The organism is Pacificimonas sp. ICDLI1SI03 (assembly GCF_054740865.1).
In genome coordinates this window covers 681,406-700,000 of record NZ_JBSQAU010000002.1, presented here as the reverse complement: position 1 = coordinate 700,000, position 18,595 = coordinate 681,406, and the positions used below count along the sequence as shown (strand labels likewise).

At 63.0% G+C, this 18,595-nt stretch carries 19 protein-coding genes and 2 tRNA genes (1 of these 21 cut by a window edge); 12 read left to right on the top strand and 9 right to left on the bottom strand.

Annotated elements, in window-relative coordinates; translation table 11 throughout:
- A protein-coding gene (locus ACSMXM_RS15355; protein WP_460317302.1) for an O-methyltransferase crosses the window boundary here: on the top strand, positions 1 to 432 show its 3' portion. Its footprint begins 318 nt before the window's first position; 432 of the gene's 750 nt are visible here — the last part of the coding sequence; its start codon lies off the left edge, out of view; its stop codon occupies positions 430 to 432.
- Between the two features lie 183 nt (positions 433 to 615).
- Positions 616 to 1,896, top strand: a complete 1,281-nt coding sequence (locus ACSMXM_RS15350) for a glycosyltransferase family 4 protein (protein WP_460317301.1) — start codon at positions 616 to 618, stop codon at positions 1,894 to 1,896.
- On the opposite strand, the gene ACSMXM_RS15345 is transcribed toward ACSMXM_RS15350, so the two are convergent.
- From ACSMXM_RS15345 to ACSMXM_RS15335, 3 genes are all read right to left on the bottom strand, one after another.
- Complete coding sequence (locus tag ACSMXM_RS15345) at positions 1,848 to 3,059, bottom strand: glycosyltransferase family 4 protein (RefSeq protein WP_460317300.1); 1,212 nt, start codon at positions 3,057 to 3,059, stop codon at positions 1,848 to 1,850. The two genes, ACSMXM_RS15350 and ACSMXM_RS15345, sit on opposite strands and share 49 nt — an antisense overlap.
- A complete protein-coding gene (locus ACSMXM_RS15340) occupies positions 3,059 to 4,570 on the bottom strand; it encodes a lipopolysaccharide biosynthesis protein (RefSeq protein WP_460317298.1) in 1,512 nt (503 codons plus the stop codon). Before ACSMXM_RS15340 ends, ACSMXM_RS15345 begins: the two co-directional genes overlap by 1 nt.
- 157 nt (positions 4,571 to 4,727) lie before the next feature.
- Positions 4,728 to 5,153, bottom strand: a complete 426-nt coding sequence (locus tag ACSMXM_RS15335) for a CBS domain-containing protein (protein ID WP_460317297.1) — start codon at positions 5,151 to 5,153, stop codon at positions 4,728 to 4,730.
- A gap of 63 nt (positions 5,154 to 5,216) precedes the next feature.
- On the opposite strand from ACSMXM_RS15335, the gene ACSMXM_RS15330 reads away from it, so the two are divergent.
- Complete coding sequence (locus ACSMXM_RS15330) at positions 5,217 to 5,495, top strand: hypothetical protein (protein ID WP_460317296.1); 279 nt, start codon at positions 5,217 to 5,219, stop codon at positions 5,493 to 5,495.
- A gap of 61 nt (positions 5,496 to 5,556) precedes the next feature.
- Here ACSMXM_RS15330 and ACSMXM_RS15325 read toward each other — a convergent pair whose 3' ends face one another.
- The 4 genes from ACSMXM_RS15325 to xseA form a co-directional block, all read right to left on the bottom strand.
- Positions 5,557 to 6,978: a porin gene (locus ACSMXM_RS15325; RefSeq protein ID WP_460317294.1), complete on the bottom strand. Its 1,422-nt coding sequence runs from the start codon at positions 6,976 to 6,978 to the stop codon at positions 5,557 to 5,559.
- 182 nt (positions 6,979 to 7,160) lie between these two features.
- On the bottom strand, positions 7,161 to 7,979 hold the full coding sequence (locus ACSMXM_RS15320; protein WP_460317293.1) for a DUF4167 domain-containing protein: 819 nt from the start codon (positions 7,977 to 7,979) through the stop codon (positions 7,161 to 7,163).
- A gap of 211 nt (positions 7,980 to 8,190) precedes the next feature.
- The gene (prmC, locus tag ACSMXM_RS15315) at positions 8,191 to 9,018 is read right to left on the bottom strand and encodes a peptide chain release factor N(5)-glutamine methyltransferase (RefSeq protein ID WP_460317292.1); all 828 of its coding nucleotides are present in this window, start codon (positions 9,016 to 9,018) and stop codon (positions 8,191 to 8,193) included.
- Entirely contained in the window at positions 9,019 to 10,614 is a 1,596-nt protein-coding gene (xseA, locus tag ACSMXM_RS15310; protein WP_460317291.1) for an exodeoxyribonuclease VII large subunit, read from the bottom strand.
- A 77-nt stretch (positions 10,615 to 10,691) separates the two neighbouring features.
- Here xseA and ACSMXM_RS15305 point away from each other — a divergent pair, with 77 nt between their 5' ends.
- From ACSMXM_RS15305 to ACSMXM_RS15295, 3 genes are read left to right on the top strand one after another with little or no spacing between them, the layout of a single operon-like run.
- Positions 10,692 to 11,246, top strand: a complete 555-nt coding sequence (locus ACSMXM_RS15305; protein WP_460317290.1) for a J domain-containing protein — start codon at positions 10,692 to 10,694, stop codon at positions 11,244 to 11,246.
- 18 nt (positions 11,247 to 11,264) lie between these two features.
- Entirely contained in the window at positions 11,265 to 12,275 is a 1,011-nt protein-coding gene (gene cobS, locus ACSMXM_RS15300; protein WP_460317289.1) for a cobaltochelatase subunit CobS, read from the top strand.
- Between the two features lies 1 nt (position 12,276).
- Positions 12,277 to 13,137 carry a hypothetical protein gene (locus ACSMXM_RS15295; protein ID WP_460317288.1) on the top strand — a complete coding sequence of 287 codons (861 nt, stop codon included), beginning with the start codon at positions 12,277 to 12,279 and terminating at the stop codon, positions 13,135 to 13,137.
- Between the two features lie 170 nt (positions 13,138 to 13,307).
- Here ACSMXM_RS15295 and ACSMXM_RS15290 read toward each other — a convergent pair whose 3' ends face one another.
- Positions 13,308 to 13,721, bottom strand: a complete 414-nt coding sequence (locus ACSMXM_RS15290) for a DUF3830 family protein (protein WP_460317287.1) — start codon at positions 13,719 to 13,721, stop codon at positions 13,308 to 13,310.
- A 416-nt stretch (positions 13,722 to 14,137) separates the two neighbouring features.
- On the opposite strand from ACSMXM_RS15290, the gene cobT reads away from it, so the two are divergent.
- The 3 genes from cobT to ACSMXM_RS15275 all read left to right on the top strand — a co-directional run bounded on the left by cobT (position 14,138) and on the right by ACSMXM_RS15275 (position 17,140).
- Positions 14,138 to 15,994 (top strand): cobaltochelatase subunit CobT, encoded by a 1,857-nt coding sequence (cobT, locus tag ACSMXM_RS15285; protein WP_460317286.1) that lies wholly within the window; start codon positions 14,138 to 14,140, stop codon positions 15,992 to 15,994.
- 192 nt (positions 15,995 to 16,186) lie between these two features.
- The gene (locus ACSMXM_RS15280; RefSeq protein ID WP_460317285.1) at positions 16,187 to 16,687 is read left to right on the top strand and encodes a glycine zipper 2TM domain-containing protein; all 501 of its coding nucleotides are present in this window, start codon (positions 16,187 to 16,189) and stop codon (positions 16,685 to 16,687) included.
- A 78-nt stretch (positions 16,688 to 16,765) separates the two neighbouring features.
- A complete protein-coding gene (locus ACSMXM_RS15275; RefSeq protein ID WP_460317283.1) occupies positions 16,766 to 17,140 on the top strand; it encodes a DUF1294 domain-containing protein in 375 nt (124 codons plus the stop codon).
- Here ACSMXM_RS15275 and rlmB read toward each other — a convergent pair.
- Complete coding sequence (rlmB, locus tag ACSMXM_RS15270) at positions 17,031 to 17,813, bottom strand: 23S rRNA (guanosine(2251)-2'-O)-methyltransferase RlmB (protein WP_460317282.1); 783 nt, start codon at positions 17,811 to 17,813, stop codon at positions 17,031 to 17,033. The genes ACSMXM_RS15275 and rlmB overlap by 110 nt on opposite strands.
- Positions 17,814 to 17,895: 82 nt before the next feature.
- On the opposite strand from rlmB, the gene ACSMXM_RS15265 reads away from it, so the two are divergent.
- The 3 genes from ACSMXM_RS15265 to ACSMXM_RS15255 all read left to right on the top strand — a co-directional run bounded on the left by ACSMXM_RS15265 (position 17,896) and on the right by ACSMXM_RS15255 (position 18,571).
- Positions 17,896 to 17,981, top strand: a tRNA-Tyr gene (locus tag ACSMXM_RS15265).
- A 33-nt stretch (positions 17,982 to 18,014) separates the two neighbouring features.
- Positions 18,015 to 18,088 (top strand) — tRNA-Gly (locus ACSMXM_RS15260).
- A gap of 96 nt (positions 18,089 to 18,184) precedes the next feature.
- Positions 18,185 to 18,571, top strand: a complete 387-nt coding sequence (locus tag ACSMXM_RS15255) for a four-helix bundle copper-binding protein (RefSeq protein ID WP_460317281.1) — start codon at positions 18,185 to 18,187, stop codon at positions 18,569 to 18,571.
- Positions 18,572 to 18,595: the final 24 nt, after the last annotated feature.

Genomic DNA, 18,595 nt, shown 5'->3' with positions numbered 1-18,595 from the left:
CTGCTGCGCTGTATCGAGCTGAACCGCACGGGGCACCTGACCAGCTTTGATAATGATGCCCACTTCGCGGGCGTCGTTGAGCGGCGCGCGGCGCGGCTGGGATATTCCCACCGGGTCGACGTCGTGGCGCTGAAAGATGCCGACCCGCTCGGCTGGCCGGGTCGATGGTACGATCATCCGCCCTTTCAGCCCGGCATCGACCTGATCGTCATCGACGGCCCGCCCGTTCTGAATCACGAACAGACGCGTGGTGGCGCGGAGTCGACATTTGCCGCGCTGTCCCCCGGTGGCGTCATCCTGCTGGACGACGCCAATCGCTGGGGCGAGCGGGCAATTGCGGACAGATGGCGGCGGGAACATCCCGGCATCCGCTTCGATTATCTGGATCTGGAGAAGGGATTGCTGATCGGCCACAAGGTCGACGCGCAATAACAACGCATAGAACAGGGCGCAGCCAGCCGCCGCTCGTGTCCGAATGCCGTCCATGATACCGGAATCGCCGCGTACACGGCGGTGCAATGGCAAGATTCCGTATGAATCTTTTAACGGCATCGCGCATAGGCGCGGCACAGATGAAGTTCATTGCAGGGACGTAAGGCGATCCGCATTCTTTTCGTGACCCCGACCATGCCGAACGATGCCCGCTCTGGCGCGTCGCAGCGGGCGGCGCTGCACCTGCGCGCGCTGGCGCAATTGGGGCCGGTCGACCTTGTCTGTCTGATCGCCGATCCGGGCGAAGAGATCCCGCCGCCGCTGCGGCATCTGGTGGCCAGCGTCACCATTGAACCCAGGCGGGCGGAACTGGACCGCTGGCGCAGCTTCGTTGCCGATACCAGCCGCCTGCGAAAGCTGAAGACCGCGCTGTTCGACCTTGGCCCGGCAGAGCTGCATTCGCTCGATCCCGAAGAATCCGCCGCGGCGGCGGCGCGTATTGGCGGCGGCGGGCACGATCTCGCCTTTGGGTTCAAGCTGGCCGGTGCCGCCTGGATCGAACAGGTCGAAAGAAGCGCCGATGCTCCCTTCGGCAGGAAAGTGGCCGATTTCGACGATTTCGCGTCTGAGTTTCGCGACAATGCGCGCCGCCGCCGGCAGGAGGGGCCGCTGACGAAGCTGGTCGATCACGTCCATACCCGGCGCGTGCGGGATCTGGAAACGCGGCTGTTGCGGCAATGGTCGGCAGTCATTCTATGTTCGGCCAACGACGCCGACGCGGTTCACCGGCTGGCGCCCTCCGCCAAACGGCCCGACATCGTTCCGAATGCGGTGCCGCTGCGCGATCCGCTGCCACTGGCGGGCGCGGCGGACATGCCCGGTAAGCCCGTCCGGCTGCTGTTCATCGGCCTGTTAAGCTATGAGCCCAATCGCGACGCGGTCCGCTGGTTCATTTCCGACATTCTGCCTGCCCTGCGCAAACTGACGCCGCCGCTGGATTTCGTCGTGGATATCGCGGGACGGCACGACAATGGCAGGCTGGCTGCCCTGTGCCAGCCGCATGCGGAGGTGAATTTCCTGGGGGAAGTCGATCGCATAGAGGACGCCTACGCCCCCGCCGACATCGTCATCGTGCCGCTGCGGCAGGGTTCCGGCACCCGTCTGAAAATCCTGGAAGCGTTCACGCTAGGCCGTCCCGTCGTGTCGACCGCCAAGGGCGTCGAGGGCATCGACGCAACCGACGGCCGCGATTTACGGGTCGCCGACACGCCCCAGGCCTTCGCAGAGGCCATCGCCAGCCTCGCCGCCGATCCCGCAGGCCGAACCCAAATGGCCGAACAAGCCTGGCACGTCGTGAAAGAGAAATACGCCCTGGACGCCGTGGCGGAGCGGGAAGCCGCTATTTTGGGTGCGGCTCAGGTACCTGATTCAGGTGTCAGGGAATCGAGAATCCCGAAAAGCTGATCGGCAATATTGTCTCGTCGGTGTTCCTTTAGAAAGGCGGCGAGTTTCTCTTCGTCGGGATGAAATCCGCGATCGGCGAGACGCAGCAACTCTTCGATTGAGTTCACCACGTCCCCTACTTTTAACGTTCTAACGATCCTGCCAGCCTCACCGTCTGAACCCCAGATTGCTATCGGGCGGCGCGCTGCGAGATAATCGAACAGTTTAGACGGGATATATCTCTCCAGGCGCTTGTCGGCGAACAGGATCAAGACATGAGCAGCGGAGAGTAGCGCGGGAACCTCTGACTTCGGAACCGGCGCCACGTCGTTCACGAGCGAAGGGACCGGAAAGTCCGCCAGTTTTTTCGCAATAGCAGGGTCTTTAGGACCAATGAAGCTTACAGAGAGGCGGTCCATCTGCTCGTCTTGAGCGCTGGCGGTTGCGGCGAGCTTTTCGAGGAAACCGTCAGGCGACGTATGCGCTGCCAGATTACCGATGAAGGCAACGCGGATAGTGCTTTCATCCCCCGGACCGGGCGCCGTACTTTCTGCCGGCGAAATGTCGACACCATTCGGCAGGACAAGACTCTTTTGCGCAAGCTGATTGCCGAACACGGTCAAGGCGTGATCGCGCATGGAACGGGTGGTGAATAAAACGCGGTCTGCGCGCGAGAGGCAGAATTTTTCAATCTGACGCCCGTACCGGCCTGCGGTGACAAAATCGAATGGACACTCGGTCCACTCATCCCGATAGTCGAGGATCAGAGGGACGCGGTGCCTAAAAGCCGAAGCCACCGCCGCCGGAAAACTCGCGAAGGATGGCCCTGTCGCCAATATTGCGTCGGGCCGCTCGACGCGCTTGTCCGCTCCCGCTGCGAGAAATGCCCTTACCTGCGAGAACCCCCCGTCTATCGCATGTTCCAAACGCCAGAGCCTTCGCGAGTGGATCGGCTGTTTTTGGATGAGTTGGCAATCCTCGGCGGGCGGCAGCGGCGATTGCCCAATGCCGGTCGTGTCGGGGTCGATCGTCAGGACCGTCGTCCGCCAGCCATTGCGAGGGGCGAATTTTGCGAACGAATAGGGGCGAAAGGCCCCTGCGGCCGTGGAGGGCGGAAAGAAAGTGGCATAGATCCACAAATTCCGCGGCCCGCCGACCCGGCGCTCATTGCGGCCTGCAGACATCAGGTCGATCCCTTGATCGTTTTGAAGCGAGCTAATCCTCGTCGAAACCGGCGGCTCGATTTCCCTACAACATTCAAGACGCGCTGTTCCGCGCCAAAGGGCCTGCCAGCGGCGAGCCAGGAGAGCAGCATTACTGTGGGATAGGCGATCACCCCCCACCCAACGATGATCGCAAGGCGCGCTCCATCGCTGTCGACGCCCCAGGCATCCATACTGGGCCGTAGAACTTCACCGCCAAGATACATGACGACAAGGGCCAGCACCGGGCGCCACAGGCGGCTGATATAATCCGCCGCCGTGATCGGCAGGACCTTGCGAACGAAATACAGGTCGATCACGGTCAACATAACGCCCGCCGCGACATAGCCGATCAACGCGCCCGCCAATCCGGCCTGATAGGCGCCGAACGCGAAGGCGGGAATGCGGATCACGGCATAGCTGATGCCCCGGTACAGCAACAGCTTCGTCCGCCCGTCCTTCATGACGGTTGAAACGACATTGTTGGAGATCAGCTGAAACGTCTGCAGCAGCGGCAATGTCGCGACGATGGGAATCATGGCCAGCCATTTTTCGCCATACAGGATCGTAATCACCTCTGGCGCGGTCATGGACAGGCCGACCAGCACCGGGGCGATCAGCAGGAACAGAAAGCCGACGATCTCCAGATAGATGAATTTTTCCCGGACTTTATCGTCGCCAACCGCGGACAGCGTCGAATAGACCACCTGATTGGCGATATTCATCAGCATCATGGTGGGGGCCGCGCAGAAATCCTTGGCGGTGGAAAACAGGCCGACATTTGTCGTGTTCGTCATCTTCTGCAGGACGAACGCGTCCAGCTTGCTGCCTAATGTAAACAGCCCGTTGCCTATGGTGACCCACATGCTGAACCCGAACATGTCGCGCATATTGTGCAGGGACAGGCGCGGCCGGAACCTGTGCGCCGCATAGCTCATCGCCGTATAAGATATTGGCTGCATCACCGAACCGATGACCAGCGCCCAATAATCCCGCCACAGAAACGCCAGGGACAGGGTGACGCCGATGGAAACCAGGCTGGCAAGAAAGTTCAGCTTCGCCTGCGGGGCGAAGTTCATCATCTTGCTGTACATGAACATGCCCGGATTGGTCAGGCCGGACACGAACGCGCCGATGGCACCGACATACAGCACCGGCTCTATCTTCGGATTGTCCAGGAACGCCGCCGCCGGTGCCGCGATCGCCACGATCATCGCGGCAATGATCGTGGTTCTGCCAATATTGAAGGTGAACGCCGTGTGATAATTGCGCTCGTCGATCTCCTTCTGCCGGATCAGATAATTGCCGGGGCCAAAGGCAAACAGCAGGGTGACGATTTCATTGATCGACACCATCAGCGCCAGCAGGCCGAAATCGGCAGGCGTCAGCAGGCGCGCCAGAATGACGGTGCTGAATATCCCGACAAAGCGGCTCATCAGCGTGCCGATCGCCAGCCAGCCGGAACCGATAAGGGCGCGGACGCCTAGCGACACGCGCCGGATCCTTCATTTTCCCGTCGGTCCGATGACGGGTTGCCTGCGGTCGCGAAACGGCACGCACGACCGACAGGTGTAATGCACGGGCGGGACATTCATACTCCAGGGCGATGCGCACCGACTCGCCGGTGCGCTGCGATGCGCCCCTTATCGCCTATGCGTGCTGAATATAATCCTTAAGCGCCGAGGCCTCCCGTTCCGCCTCCTCGATCCTGTGTTTGACCAGGTCGCCGATGGACACGATGCCCACCAGGCGCCCGCCGTCCAGAACGGGCAGGTGGCGAATGCGGCGGCGGGTCATGGATGCCATGGCGGCGGCAATCGAATCCTTTGGCGCGGCGGTGATGACGTCGGCGGTCATGATTGCGCGGGCGGGTTCGGACAGGATGCTTTCCCCCCGTTCGCCGATGCAGCGCACCACATCCCGTTCCGACAGGATTCCCTCGATCCGGTCGCCGTCCATGATCAGGACCGCGCCGATGCGATGTTGAACCAGGATCCCTATCACCTCCGCCACGGGTTGATCCGGGCGTGCGGAAATTACGTCACGGCGTCCCTCGACAATGGATCCGATGTTCATCTGCTGCCTCCCTCAAAGCTTCAGGGACTTGAGCATCGCGCAAAATTCACCAAATGGGAAGTCATGGCAAACATCACCGCAAAGCGCCGCTTCGGCTGGCTGTTCGGCGCCGCAGGCGTGCTGGGCGTCGCCCTGACCTGGGGCGCGCTAGAATGGATCGCGAAGGAGGGGGAGGCGCTTCCCATTCACGTGATCATCGCCGTCACCCTGGCGGTAGTGCTGTCGCTACTGCTGGCGGCGGGCCTGATGGGCCTGATCTTCATGTCCAGCGATGGCGGCCACGATCAGGCCGCCGCCGACGAATCCAGCCGCCACGAACCCGAAGGCTGGCAGGACCTCTAGCCGCGCGCTCTGGCGGGCATCTGGCGACCTTTTTTCTCGACAGAACCAGCACGGGATCGAATTAAAAATCGATTTCGGCCCTCATGGCGAAAACGTCGGCGCCATATTCGCCGTCAATCGGATCGACGAGAGCGCCAAACGGGCCGCCCTCCACCTGTAAATGGCTGTAGTTCAGCAGCAGGCGCACATAGTCGATCGGCATCCAGATCAGGCCGGCTTCATAGCTGGTCTGCGTTCCGCCGCGCAGATCCTGATCGTCCAGGTCGATATAATCCAGACGCCCCAGCAGCTGCAGCGCGCCCATGCCCCCCGCCGTTACCGGTGACAGCACCTTCGTGCGATCCCACACCCAGTCCTTGTACCCGCGCGTTTCGCCGGTCAGGAAATAGCCCGCCTCTGCATATCCGCCGAACCCCTTTGCCTGTCCCGCGCCTTTGGCATGCGCCCAGCTTGCCTCGCCCGTCACGTGCAGCGGTCCGAATATGCCCGCCGCCTCCAGACCGAAAATCGTGTCGCCCTTCGCCGCAAACGTGCCGGTGTCCACCAGGCGGACGGGCGCGCTGTCCATGTTCGCCCGCTGGCGATAGCGGACGTTTTGCGCATCGCTGGCGAAATTGGTGTGCAGCGCGCTGGCACCCACGTGCAGCCTGCCGAACTCGCCCAGTCTGGGCGCATAGGCGATGCGTCCCGCAACGCTCCATTGATCGTCGCCTCCGTCGCGAAGCGCATCGACGTCGTCCGCTTGGACGGTTCCGGTTAGCAGCAGGTCGCCTGCGGAATAATCGAAACGCACGCCGACCCGTCGTTCGATATCATAGGCGTCGGTAAACGCCGCCCGCTCCAGGAAGCTGGTGAAGCGTGTGCTCGCTTCCTCTTCCAGGCTAATGCCGGTTTTCGTGTTGCCCACGGCGATCTGCAATCCGCTGCCTTCCCAGAACAGGAAAGCGTCCGCCATCTCTACTTCGTTGCTGGCGAAATCGACCTCCAGCTTATAGCCGAAGTCGGACATGATGACGCCTTCGAAGCCCAGGCGCGCGCGGCGTATGTCTGTGTTCCAGCCGCTACCGGAATAGGCCGCATCGGGAACACCCACATGTCCGACATCCACTTGCAGACGGCCACGCGGCTTGAAACTCCAGCCATCGCCGGAAATGACGGGCGCGCCCTTCCAGATGATCTGGTCTGCGTCCTCTTTTGCGGCAGCCCTGACTGTCTGCAATCGCGCGCCCTGGTCGTCGATCACGGGCCGTTGGGTTTCCGCCAGTTGCGCGTCGTCGGCAGGCGCCGGTTGCGTTGCGGTGGCGGCACTTTTGTCGTCCGCACTTTCAGCCCGCAATTGTTCGACCTCCGCCCGCAACGCGTCGATCTCCGCCTGCATCGCCTCGATCCTGGCGAGCGCGGCATCCGCGCGGGACTGCGCGCTGGCAGGCATGGCGATCATGGTGGTGGCGAGCAGCGCCGAAAGGGAGATGCGCGATATCATGGCCGGACTTTCGAAATCGGACCGGCAGGCCCAACAGACCGCCGCCTTCCTTCAGTTGAAACGCCCGGCATATCGGCGCCGGGATTTCAGGCGCTCCTAGGTTTCGTCCATGGCGAAGAAATGACGTTTATGTTTCGCTTTTGTGAAACGTCATTCCTTCGTCATATCCCTGTCATTATCGCTTAAAGAAACGAGACGGAGGCGTCGATCTTGTCTTCGGACTTGTCGCGCGCATTGTCCCCGGCATCGTCGGCCTTGCGACGACGGACGGGGGCCTTGCGAGGTTTCCGCACCGGCTTTGCGCTGGCCGCGTCGGTATCGCCCTGCGCGTCGTCGGCACCCTGGTCGGCGGACTTGTCGGCCTTGCCGCTTCTCGCTGTCTTGGCGGGCTTGTCGCCGCCCTCCTCGTCACGCGTCGCCTTTACACGGCGCGCCCGGGGACGCGGCGCGGGACGCTCCTCGACGCGCTCCTCATCACGCGAATCATCGTCACGGTCGTCATTGTCGCTGTCATTGTCGTCGTCGTCGCTGTCACGCCCGCGACCGCCGCGCTCTGACCGCCGATTATCGTTGCGACCTTCGTCACGACCGTCATTACGGCGCTCGTTGCGATTACCACGCTGGCGGTCATTGCGAGAGCCGCGATCGTCGTCGCGATCATCGTCATCGTCGCTGTCGTCGTCGCGGTCATCGCGGTCATCGCGATCATCATTGTCGTTCTGGTTGCGATTGCGCCCGCGATTATTGTTGTTGCCGCGCTGCGACTGCTGGTCACCCCGCTTCGCCTCCATCTCGGCGACGACGCGGAAATAATGATCTGCGAACTGCAGATAATATTCCGCCTGTACCCGTTCACCGGACTGCGCGGCGTCGCGCGCCATATTCTGGTATTTTTCCAGCAGCTGCTTGGCATTCCCACGCTGACGCTGAAAATTCTGTGGCGGGCCACCTTGCGAACGGCCACCTGAACGGCGACGGCGTCCCTGTTGTGGATTTCTCATATTGTAAGTATTTTCCTTACCTTGCCGCTTCCCTTTGGGCGAACGGCGCGCGCCACGGGGACGCATCGACAGCGGCACTGTTTAAAGGTACCGGTGTGTGTCTGAGGGTCGTCGCGGTTGCGTTGCCATCCCCACCCCGGGATGTGCGACCGCTGAGCCCCGACATAGCATGTCAAGCGGCTTTGCCAAGCCCTGATTTGCCCGGCGCCTGTCACGCCAGACGGAATGTCAATGCACGCTCGTGGCCGCCCAGATCCCTGCGCCCCCCGCAAAAGCGCAGGCCCGCCCCCTCAGCCAGCGCCCGAACCGCATCGCCCTGCCCCGCGCCGATCTCGAAAATCACAAGACCGCGACCGGACAGAACCTTCGCCACTTGCGGCATCAGGGTGCGATAGTCGGCAAGGCCGCGATCCTCCGCGAACAATGCGCTGGCGGGTTCATGTTCCCGCACGCCGGGGCCAAGTGTGGACGCCGCGTCCACATAGGGCGGATTGCACAGGATCAGATCGAAGCGCTCCCCGATGCCTGCGCACCAATCGCCCGGTCGGAATTCCGCCCGCATGGCCATGTCCAGGGCAGCTGCATTCGCCCGCGCCACCGACAGCGCATCGGCGCTCGCATCTATGCCGAGGCCGGTTGCGTTGGGAAATTCGTACAGTGCCGCCAGCAGCAAACAGCCGCTGCCCGTCCCCAGGTCGAGGATGCGGCCGGGCGGCGTCGAACACGCCTCCAGCGCCGCTTCGATCAGCGTTTCGCTATCGGCGCGCGGAATTAATGTGGCCGGGCCGACCTTCAGGGTCAGCGACCAGAATTCCGCATGCCCGACGATATAGGCCAGCGGCTCGCCTTCCCTGCGCCGGGCCAGCAATTCATCATATTTGTCCGGATCGACTGTCGCATCGCGGTCCAGCAGCAGGGCGCCCCGCTCCCGCCCGGCCAGATGCGCTGCCAGCAATTCCGCGTCCAGTCGCGCCGTTTCGGGCTGCGCGCCCTCCGCCAGCAGCGCCGTGCCGCGCCTGATCGCATCGGTGGCGCGCATTTAGAACAAGTCCGGCTGGCCAGGCGCCTTTGCCTTTGGCTTCGCACTGGAACTCGCTTTGCCTGCAGGCTTTGGCCCCGTCGGCGTCTTTGCCGTACCAGACGATCCGTCACCGCCAATCACCGCATCGACGGAGGCATCGGCAAAGTGCAGGCGCACACGCCCTGCCACCTCTGCCGCCGCCGCGCTGGTGATGACGCCGCCGTCCGCCGTCTCCACCAGCGCAAAACCGCGCTTCAGCGGTCCGCGCGGGTCCAGCGAGGTCAGGACACGGGACAGATGGGTCAGCCGGTCGCTGGCGCGATCCAGCCTCGCCCGCACCAGATCCGGCCCAAATCTCTGCGTCCGTTGTTGCAGGTCACGCCGGGCGGCAGGCAGGGCCTGCACCGCTTCACGCCGCAACCAGCGCCACAGCGCATCGGCCTGGTCGTCGCGCCGCTCCAGATAACGTGCCAGCAACGACGGGCGCAGCGGCGCCGACTTGTCGATCAGCGCCCGTTCCGCATCCGCCGCCGCCTTCGCCAGCCCCTGCGGCAGACGCGCCGACACCGCTGCGAATCGCTCCCGCCGCCGGTCCAGTATGGTTCCCGGCAGTGGCAGACGCGCCGACAGATCGTCGAATCGCTGCTGCCGCGCCGCCAGCAATGCCTCTGGCCTCGGCAGGCGCGCGGACAGCATGGCCAGCCGCTCCGCACGCGTGCGCCCGGCGGTGCGCAGACCCGCCTCCAGGCGCGCAGCCAGTTCGGCCAGTCCGGCGCGCAGATCGGCCCGGACCGGCACCGCCCGCTCCGCTGCCGCAGTTGGTGTCGGCGCGCGCAGATCGGCGGCAAAATCCGACAGCGTCGTATCCGTTTCATGTCCCACGGCGCTGATCACTGGCACGGCGGATGCGGCGATGGCGCGCACCACTGCTTCTTCGTTGAATGCCCACAGATCCTCGATGGAGCCGCCGCCCCGCGCCACGATGATCAGGTCGGGCCGCGTAAAGCCCTGCGCCGCGTTCAGCCCGGCAATGCCGCGCGCGATTTCCTCCGCCGCGCCATCGCCCTGCACCTTCACCGGCCACAGCAGCACGTCGCGCGGAAACCGGTCGGACAGGCGGTGCAGCATATCGCGAATGACGGCGCCGGTAGGCGACGTGACGATGCCGATGGTCGTCGGCAGGAACGGCACCGGCCGCTTGCGCTCCACCGCGAACAGCCCTTCGGCCATCAGCGCGGCCTTGCGCTTTTCGAGGAGCGCCATCAGCGCGCCGGCGCCCGCCACCCGCATGCGTTCGACGACGATCTGATATTTGGAACGGCTGGCATAGGTCGTGACCTTGCCCTCCGCGATCACTTCCAGCCCGTCCTCCGGCGTGAAATCCAGCCGCGTCCGCTGTCCGCGCCACATCACCGAATCGATGCAGCCATCCTCGTCCTTCAGCGTGAAATAGGCATGGCCCGACCCCGGCACCTTCCAGCCGGAAATTTCGCCGCGCAGGCGGACATGGCCGAACTGCTCCTCGACCGCGCGCTTCAGCGCCCGCGACAGGTCGCCGACGCTATATTCATATGCGTTGGAGGGGGCAGTTTCGGGAAAGGCGGGATCGGACATGGACTTCAGCTAGCGTCTTCGCGGCGTGCCGTCATCCCGGCCTTAACGCGGGCGCCTCGGATCCTATATTCCCTTGCGTGAGTGAGGAAACAGCCAACAGACGCCGCGAACGCTTTCATGGCCGCGTGACACGCGATGTCCCCACCGCCTGCGCCCGCCCCGGATGCCAGGAAGAAGGGGAGTTCCGCGCCCCGCTGGGCGGCCCCATCGCAACCGACGGCCCGCCGCGCTGGCAATATTTCTGCCTGGAACATGTCCGTGAATTCAACGCCGGCTACAGTTGGAAGGGCGATACTCCCGGCCCTACCGACCGGTGGGAGCGAGCGACCCGCGCCTTTGCCGCCAATGCCTATGCCGACGCCTTCGCCGACGAGCTGGGCATTTTCGGTCGCGATGCCTTTGCCACATCCGCGGCGGCAGCGGGGCGCTGGACCGCGGGCGAACGCAACGCCCTCTCCGCCATGGATCTGGGCGAAAGCGCCAGTGCCGCCGACATCCGCGCACGGTATAAGGAGCTGGTGCGGCGCTATCATCCCGATTCCAATGGCGGCGACCGGTCGCATGAGGCGCGGTTGCAGGCGGTTCTGGATGCCTATACGCAGCTGAAAACCAGCGCCGCGTTCCGGCAATAGATGAATTCAAGGATTTCCATGGCCAGCCAGCCCGTTCCCGACGACCATCGCGACACCACGATCATGAGCGCCCCGGATATAGAGGTGGACGCTCGCCAGACGTTCGGCGTCGACACCGACATGAAAATTCCGGCGTTCAGTCAGGCGGACGAGCGCGTCCCCGACCTCGACCCCGATTATGTGTTCGATCCGGACACGACCATGGCGGTCCTGGCAGGCTTCGCCTTCAACCGCCGCGTCATGATCCAGGGCTATCACGGCACCGGCAAGTCCACCCATATCGAGCAGGTGGCCGCGCGCCTGAACTGGCCGTGCGTGCGCATCAACCTCGATTCGCACATCAGCCGCATCGACCTCGTCGGAAAGGACGCCATCGTCCTGCGCGACGGACAGCAGGTGACGGAATTTCGAGAGGGGTTGCTGCCCTGGGCGCTGCAGACTCCGACCGCGCTGGTATTCGACGAATATGACGCCGGCCGCCCCGATGTGATGTTCGTCATTCAGCGCGTACTGGAGGTTGAGGGGAAACTGACGCTGCTCGACCAGAACCGCGTCATTCGGCCGAATCCGTTTTTCCGTCTGTTCGCCACGTCGAACACCATCGGCCTCGGCGACACCAGCGGACTTTATCACGGCACCCAGCAGATCAACCAGGGCCAGATGGACCGCTGGAACATCGTCACGACGCTGAACTATCTGCCCGCCAAGACGGAAATCGACATCGTCCACGCAAAGGCGGGCGACATGTTCGCGGGCGACGAGGGCAAGGGCCGCATCGAAAAAATGGTGCAGGTCGCCGAAATGACCCGCCAGGGCTTCATGAACGGCGATATTTCCACGGTGATGAGCCCCCGCACCGTTCTGACCTGGGCGCAGAACGCCGGCATATTCGGCAATCTCGGCTTCTCTTTCCGGGTCAGCTTCCTAAACAAATGCGACGAACTGGAACGCCCCATCGTCGCCGAATATTACCAGCGGGTGTTTGGGGAAGACTTGCCGGAAAGCATCGTATCGAGGGCGCGGGGGTAGCATGTCGAAGCGCCGCTTTGGTCGTGCTTTGCTGGCCACTACCTGTTTCTGCCTCTTGATGGGCGCCAAAGGCTACGAAGCTCAGGAATTGGGGAACCGTATCTTACCTCCGCTGGACACGGCGGCACTTGCTTCTTCTGTCCGGGTGAAAAAGGGCGACACTGTCCTCCAGCAGCAGATCGTAAAGGCGGCGACAGCCTTCCTCGGGCAGAAAATCACCCTGTCGATCTCTGGCGATAAAGTTACAATTGAGGCCGACGAGCCGCTTGAGCCCGTCGCTCTTGGCGGGTCTGCGGCAGTTGGACTGCCGTCCGGTACTAGCGTGTTGTGTGCTTCCTCCAAAGAAAGCGAATTCGAGTTCGCTAACAAGGCGTTCGCCGAATCTTTGCTCTTCGGAGTGTTCAAAAATGCACCTCGGAACGCCATGCTGAGCCGCGTCTGTCTTATCGACTCTGACGGTGATTCGCAGGTTGATCATGCCATAATGGCCGGCGCTAACCGAGACGCCGACCTGATCCCACTTCCTATCGAGCCGACCCGATACAGCATGCGCACAAATATCCCGTTTCCAGAGGAAAGTTCTGTTTCAATAAAACTCGCTCAGGCACGGTCCAAAGGCTTCACCCTTGAAATGAGTGTAGTCGTAAACGGCGAGGTCTTTCGGCTGGCGGAGCCCCGGATAAAGATTAAAGCAGCTGATCTTCCAAAAACGGTCGAGATCGAGGGCGCGCGCATCGAGATTAGCTCGTATGACCCAGCAAGTCGCTCCGCTACTTTGAAGATTGACGAGCCTTTTCCTGAAGGGGCTTATCTATTTGAAGAGAGACCCCAACTCATATATGTTTTTATACCAGGGACGTGATGTAAAATCCGCGTAGTATCCTTTCCAGACGTGAGCGTTAATTTTTGGCGCTAAAAATCTCCTCACCTCGTCGAAAGAGAAGTCCATCACCGCCTCACTCAGCTAGACCCGGCGCGCTTCGCCCGCTGCCGGATGTGGAGGAACTGGCTCTTGTGACCCGCTACTCACCGTTACGCCCGCTCAATCACCACATCCTGCGCGCCCCGCCACAGGGTCCGTCTGCCGAGGTCCGGCAAGCGCTCCATTCCCTCGACCACTGTCAGAAAATGATTTCCGGCCAATTGTCCCAGCTTGCTGGCGAAGCAGACGCTGCCATAGGCGATCAGCAATTCTGTTTCGCTATAACCGCCGGGGTAAAAGATCATCTGGCCCGGCGCCGGATAACTCGTGGCGTTCTCGAAGGAGAAGGGTACGGTCGCCTCGCCGAGAGGAACCCAACATGCTTCACCGCTCCAGCGGACGTGGATGAACTGGGTTCTGTACGGCAGCAGGCTTTCGAAATAGCGGCACGTCTCCGGCGCCCGCTCGCGTTCGAATCGCGCCAGAAATGTCAGATCGCCTGCGGTAATGCGAACGTCGGCCATATGCTCTCGCTGTTCATGTGGGTGTCTCACACCCAAAGCGCACAGGAACGGACAGGCAAGCGCACAAAGTGGACACGCAACCGCACAGCTTTGTTGCCACGTCGCCACACCGACACCGCTGGCGATTCCAGGCAGCGTCCGTTTTCCTTGCGAAATAGGGTTTCGCCCAGCACATTTGGTCCCGTGACCGCGCCCTTCTCCCACCCGTCCCCTGATACGCCCGCCTGCACCCACGCGCGTACACGCGCCCACCTGCGCGCCCGCACCCCTGTGCGCACCCACGCACGCGCGCTGTGTGTGCGGTTCGTCCGCTTTGTCCGGTTTGTCTGGTGTGTCCGGTTTGCCGCCGCGGCGCATCGTCCCCGATCTGGCAAGAGCGCTTCACCTTGCCACCAACACCCCCTACATCATCCGGGATGAGCAAGCCTGACTCCCCCGTCGAGGATTTCCGCCATGCGCTGGCCGCTACGTTGCGCGCCATGGGGCATGTGGACGAATTCGAGCTGAGCTATACCGCCGACAAGCCATCATCCTCCGCCAGCGCCGCGCGCGTGCCACAGCCGCCGCGCGGCATGCCGGCGCGGGAAGTGGCGGAGGCGCGCGGCTGGGCCGACAGCTTCGCGCTGAAGCGGCGCTATCACGATGCCGCCGCGCATATGTCGGCACAGCCGGCCGCCGGCGCCGCACGCGATGTTTTCAACGCCGTTGAACTTGCCCGTTACGAGGCAATCGGTGCCAATGGCATGCCGGGGACGGCGCAGAATCTGGACGCGATGGTGACGGCGCGCACGCGCGTCGACGCGATCACCCGCGCGCGCGATTTCGATGAGGTGCCGCTTGCCACCGCCGTTGGCCTGATCGTGCGGGAGCGGCTGACCGGCGCGGCCGTGCCGGAACAGGCCAGAACAGGCGTCGATCTGGTCCGCGACTGGGTAGAGGAGCGCGCTGGTGCACGCCTCGACGATCTGTCCGCGCTCCTCGACGACCAGCAGGCTTTCGGACGCCTTGCCCGCAACGTGCTGCGCGATCTGGAGCTTGAGGGGCCGGAGGAGGAGGAGGAAACCGAATCCACCGAACCCGATGAGGATGAGGGCGAAGACCCCGATCAGGACGATGGCGACGAAGGCGAGGACGAGGATAATCCCGCCGGCCAGGATTCGGCGCTCGATACCCGCACGGAAAATTCCGACGGCGAACCCCAGGAGGGCGAGCAGGATGCGGAAATGGATTTCGACGACCTCAGCGAGGCGGAGATGGGCGACGAGGCGGACGAGGGGATGCAGCCTTTCCGTCCCAACATGCAGTGGACGGACCTTCCCTCCACCTTCGACTATCACGCCTATACGCAGGAATTCGACGAGGTGCTGGGCGCCGACGAACTGTGCGATGCGGAGGAGCTGACCCGTCTGCGTTCCTATCTGGATCAACAGCTGACCAGCCTGCAGGGTGTCGTTGCAAAGCTGGCCAATAAATTACAACGCAAGCTGATGGCGCAGCAGAACCGCGCCTGGGATTTCGATCAGGAGGAGGGGCTGCTGGATGCTGCGCGGCTGGCGCGCATCATCACCAATCCCACCCAGTCGCTCAGCTACAAGGTGGAACGCGACACGAATTTCCGCGACACGGTCGTCACCCTGCTGATCGACAATTCCGGCTCCATGCGCGGGCGGCCCATATCCATCGCCGCGATTTGCGCCGACATATTGGCGCGCACATTGGAACGCTGTGGCGTAAAGACGGAAATCCTCGGCTTTACGACGCGCGCGTGGAAGGGCGGATCGTCGCGGGAAAAATGGCTGAAGGAGGACCGCCCGGAACAGCCGGGCCGGCTCAACGATCTGCGCCACATCGTCTATAAAACCGCCGATGCCCCCTGGCGGCGCGCGCGCAAGAATCTCGGCCTGATGATGCGCGAGGGGCTACTGAAGGAGAATATCGACGGAGAGGCGCTGCTATGGGCGCATAACCGGCTGATCGGCCGACCAGAGGACCGCCGCATCCTGATGGTCATTTCCGACGGTGCGCCGGTCGATGATTCGACCCTGTCCGTCAACAGCGGCAATTATCTGGAAATGCATTTGCGGCAGGTGATCGACTGGATCGAAACGCGCAGCCCCGTCGAACTGATCGCCATCGGCATCGGTCATGACGTCACGCGTTATTACGAGCGTGCCGTTACCATCATGGACGCCGAACAATTGGGCGGGACCATGGTCGAGCAGCTTGCGCAATTGTTCGAGGATCAGGGTCCCCTCCGCAAACGCGCCGCCTGATCTCCCAGGTGACGAACATGGATTAACAACGGCTGCACGCACCATTCAGCAATGTCTCAGCCCGGCACGCGCAAACAGGGTTCGTGGCCGCGGGCTTAAACAACGGTCCCCTGTTCCGCCCGCGGTCACACCCAATCCCAAGGCCAGTCCCAAGGCCAGTCCCAAGGGGTGTGTAAGAAGGAGCGTCCCCCCATGTTGAAATCCCTGTTGATCGCCGCCGTGGCAGCCACCAGCTTCACCGCAATTCCCGCCGCCGCCAGAGACCATGACGACCGCGGCCGCTACGAACGCCATTACGACAAGCGCGACTTTCGGCGCGGCCATGATTCGGACCGCCGCTATCGAAACGAGGATCGCCGCGACAGGCGCGACTATCGCCCCGCCCGCTACCAAAATCGTTACGACAATCGCTATGACCAGCGGCGCCAGCCGGTCTATTACCGCACGGCCGCGGACACCCGCGGTGGCTGGTATGGGCGCGACGACCGTTATTATGACAGCTACGACCGCTGCCGCAGCTCGAATGGCGTCAACACCGGCACGGTGATCGGCGGCGTCGTCGGCGGCGTCCTGGGCAATCAGGTGGCAGGCCGCGGCGACAAGACGGTCGGCACCATCCTCGGCGCCGCAGTCGGCGGGGTGCTCGGCCACGAAGTCGGCAAGGACAAGGATCGCAAGCGCTACTGCTATTGATCAGACTTCCCGATGCCTATCGGCGCGCACCGTTTGCTGCGCCGATAGGCCGCCGTTTAGCTAAGCTGCTTAATCAGAATGAAAGACGCAGCGGGCGATGGACCGTCCATGGCATCCTCGATCCTCATTGCCCTATGCGCCGTCAATATTTTCACTTTTCTGACGTTCTGGCGCGACAAGGCATGTGCGCGCTCGGGATCGCGGCGCGTGGCAGAGGACACTCTCCTTCTCTTGTCTGCCCTTGGCGGAACGCCAGCGGCCTTTCTGGCCAGGCACTTCCTCCGCCACAAAACCCGAAAGCAGCCATTTTCCAAACGGCTTTGGCAGATTGCTTTCGCTCAGGTCATTTTATTGGGCGCAGCCGCCGGATGGCTGGTGTCGGTGGCGTCGTCACCGCATAAAGCGCGACCGCCGCGGCGTTGGAGACGTTCAGGCTTTCCACCGCATCGCTGATCGGCAGGCGCGCCAGCACGTCGCAATGCGCCGCCACATTCTGCCGCAGTCCATCTCCCTCGGCGCCCAGGACCAGGCAGGTCGGCATGTCCCGTGTCGATTCGGACAGGGTCCGTTCCGCCTCTCCTGCCAGACCGACGCGCCAATAGCCTGCTTCGGCAATCTCCTCCAGCGCGCGGGCGAGGTTGGTGACGCGGCACCACGGCATCCGCTCCAGCGCCCCCGACGCCGCCTTCGCCAAGGCGCCCGATTCGGGCGGCGAGTGCCGGTCCTGCGTAATGATGCCCGCCGCGCCGAACGCCGCTGCCGACCGGATAATGGCGCCGACATTGTGCGGGTCCGTCACCTGGTCCAGCACCAGCAGCGGTTTTCTGCCGCCCAGCAACTGGTCCAGATGCACGACGGGCAGCGCATCGACCTCCAGCACCAGACCCTGATGCGGGGCGTCGCCGGGAACCATGCGGGCCAGCGCAGCGCCGTCTCCGCGTTCCACCGGCAGGTCGGTTGGCAGATGATATTTCTGCGCGATCTCCGACGTGACGAACAGCTTGCGTGCCGTGCGGTTGGGATTGTCCAGCGCCGCCTCGACCGCATGCCGGCCGTATAGCCGGATGCCGCCTGTGCCGCGCTTTGCCTTGGACGCCTCGCGTCCTGCTCTTCCTCTTTTTGCCATAATAGGCGCGGCGCTAGCGCAGTTCTGTTGACAGGCAAAGGCCCGTTCGCCATCTAGCGCGACCTTGCTGGGCAAGCCCGTTGGAGGGGTGGCCGAGTGGTTAAAGGCAGCAGACTGTAAATCTGCCCGCGTATGCGTACACAGGTTCGAATCCTGTCCCCTCCACCAGATTTGTCTGCTAAGTGTCTGTGACAGCGCCGTGCGGGCGTAGTTCAATGGTAGAACACCAGCCTTCCAAGCTTGTGATGCCGGTTCGATCCCGGTCGCCCGCTCCAGCCGCTTCCCTGAAATTTTTTCGAATCAATCGACGGGGTCGAACTCCTGGCGGGCTGGCGCGTTCATGGCGCGAACCCGAACCCCAGGAGATTTCCATGTCCATCGCCAAGATGATCGCCGCCCACCCCGATGTCGAAGACCATCTGAACGGCCCACTGGCTGAAACCATAAAGCACGCAATGTGGGCGGCCACGCTCGCCTCCTCCTGCGCCGGCGCCTGCGTCGCGGAAGAGCATATCATCGAGATGCGGCCCTGTTTCCGCAAATGCAGCGACCTTTCCGACATCGCCGCGATGTTCTCCACCGTTGCCGCCCGCCGGACCGGCTCCAATGAACAGGTCATCAAGGCCGCAATGGCGCTGCTGAAGACAGCTGCGGAAGAATGCCGCGACGAGTGTGCCCGCCATGACAAGGATCATTGCAAGCGCATGCACACCATGTGCGAGGAACTGCTGGAAGATATCGGGAAGACGACGCTTTAGCAGACACGGCGCTTTAGCAGGCGC

What these genes read in the sequence shown, in the direction of transcription:
- rlmB (WP_460317282.1), bottom strand. Translation starts at nt 17,813, where the DNA reads ATGGCAAAAAGAGGAAGAGCAGGACGCGAGGCGTCCAAGGCAAAGCGC.
- ACSMXM_RS15330 (WP_460317296.1), top strand. Translation starts at nt 5,217, where the DNA reads ATGGCAAACATCACCGCAAAGCGCCGCTTCGGCTGGCTGTTCGGCGCC.
- ACSMXM_RS15295 (WP_460317288.1), top strand. Translation starts at nt 12,277, where the DNA reads ATGTCGAAGCGCCGCTTTGGTCGTGCTTTGCTGGCCACTACCTGTTTC.
- ACSMXM_RS15255 (WP_460317281.1), top strand. Translation starts at nt 18,185, where the DNA reads ATGTCCATCGCCAAGATGATCGCCGCCCACCCCGATGTCGAAGACCAT.
- xseA (WP_460317291.1), bottom strand. Translation starts at nt 10,614, where the DNA reads ATGTCCGATCCCGCCTTTCCCGAAACTGCCCCCTCCAACGCATATGAA.
- ACSMXM_RS15335 (WP_460317297.1), bottom strand. Translation starts at nt 5,153, where the DNA reads ATGAACATCGGATCCATTGTCGAGGGACGCCGTGACGTAATTTCCGCA.
- ACSMXM_RS15320 (WP_460317293.1), bottom strand. Translation starts at nt 7,979, where the DNA reads ATGAGAAATCCACAACAGGGACGCCGTCGCCGTTCAGGTGGCCGTTCG.
- cobS (WP_460317289.1), top strand. Translation starts at nt 11,265, where the DNA reads ATGGCCAGCCAGCCCGTTCCCGACGACCATCGCGACACCACGATCATG.
- ACSMXM_RS15290 (WP_460317287.1), bottom strand. Translation starts at nt 13,721, where the DNA reads ATGGCCGACGTTCGCATTACCGCAGGCGATCTGACATTTCTGGCGCGA.
- ACSMXM_RS15345 (WP_460317300.1), bottom strand. Translation starts at nt 3,059, where the DNA reads ATGTCTGCAGGCCGCAATGAGCGCCGGGTCGGCGGGCCGCGGAATTTG.
- ACSMXM_RS15275 (WP_460317283.1), top strand. Translation starts at nt 16,766, where the DNA reads ATGAAAGACGCAGCGGGCGATGGACCGTCCATGGCATCCTCGATCCTC.
- cobT (WP_460317286.1), top strand. Translation starts at nt 14,138, where the DNA reads ATGAGCAAGCCTGACTCCCCCGTCGAGGATTTCCGCCATGCGCTGGCC.
- prmC (WP_460317292.1), bottom strand. Translation starts at nt 9,018, where the DNA reads ATGCGCGCCACCGATGCGATCAGGCGCGGCACGGCGCTGCTGGCGGAG.
- ACSMXM_RS15325 (WP_460317294.1), bottom strand. Translation starts at nt 6,978, where the DNA reads ATGATATCGCGCATCTCCCTTTCGGCGCTGCTCGCCACCACCATGATC.
- ACSMXM_RS15280 (WP_460317285.1), top strand. Translation starts at nt 16,187, where the DNA reads ATGTTGAAATCCCTGTTGATCGCCGCCGTGGCAGCCACCAGCTTCACC.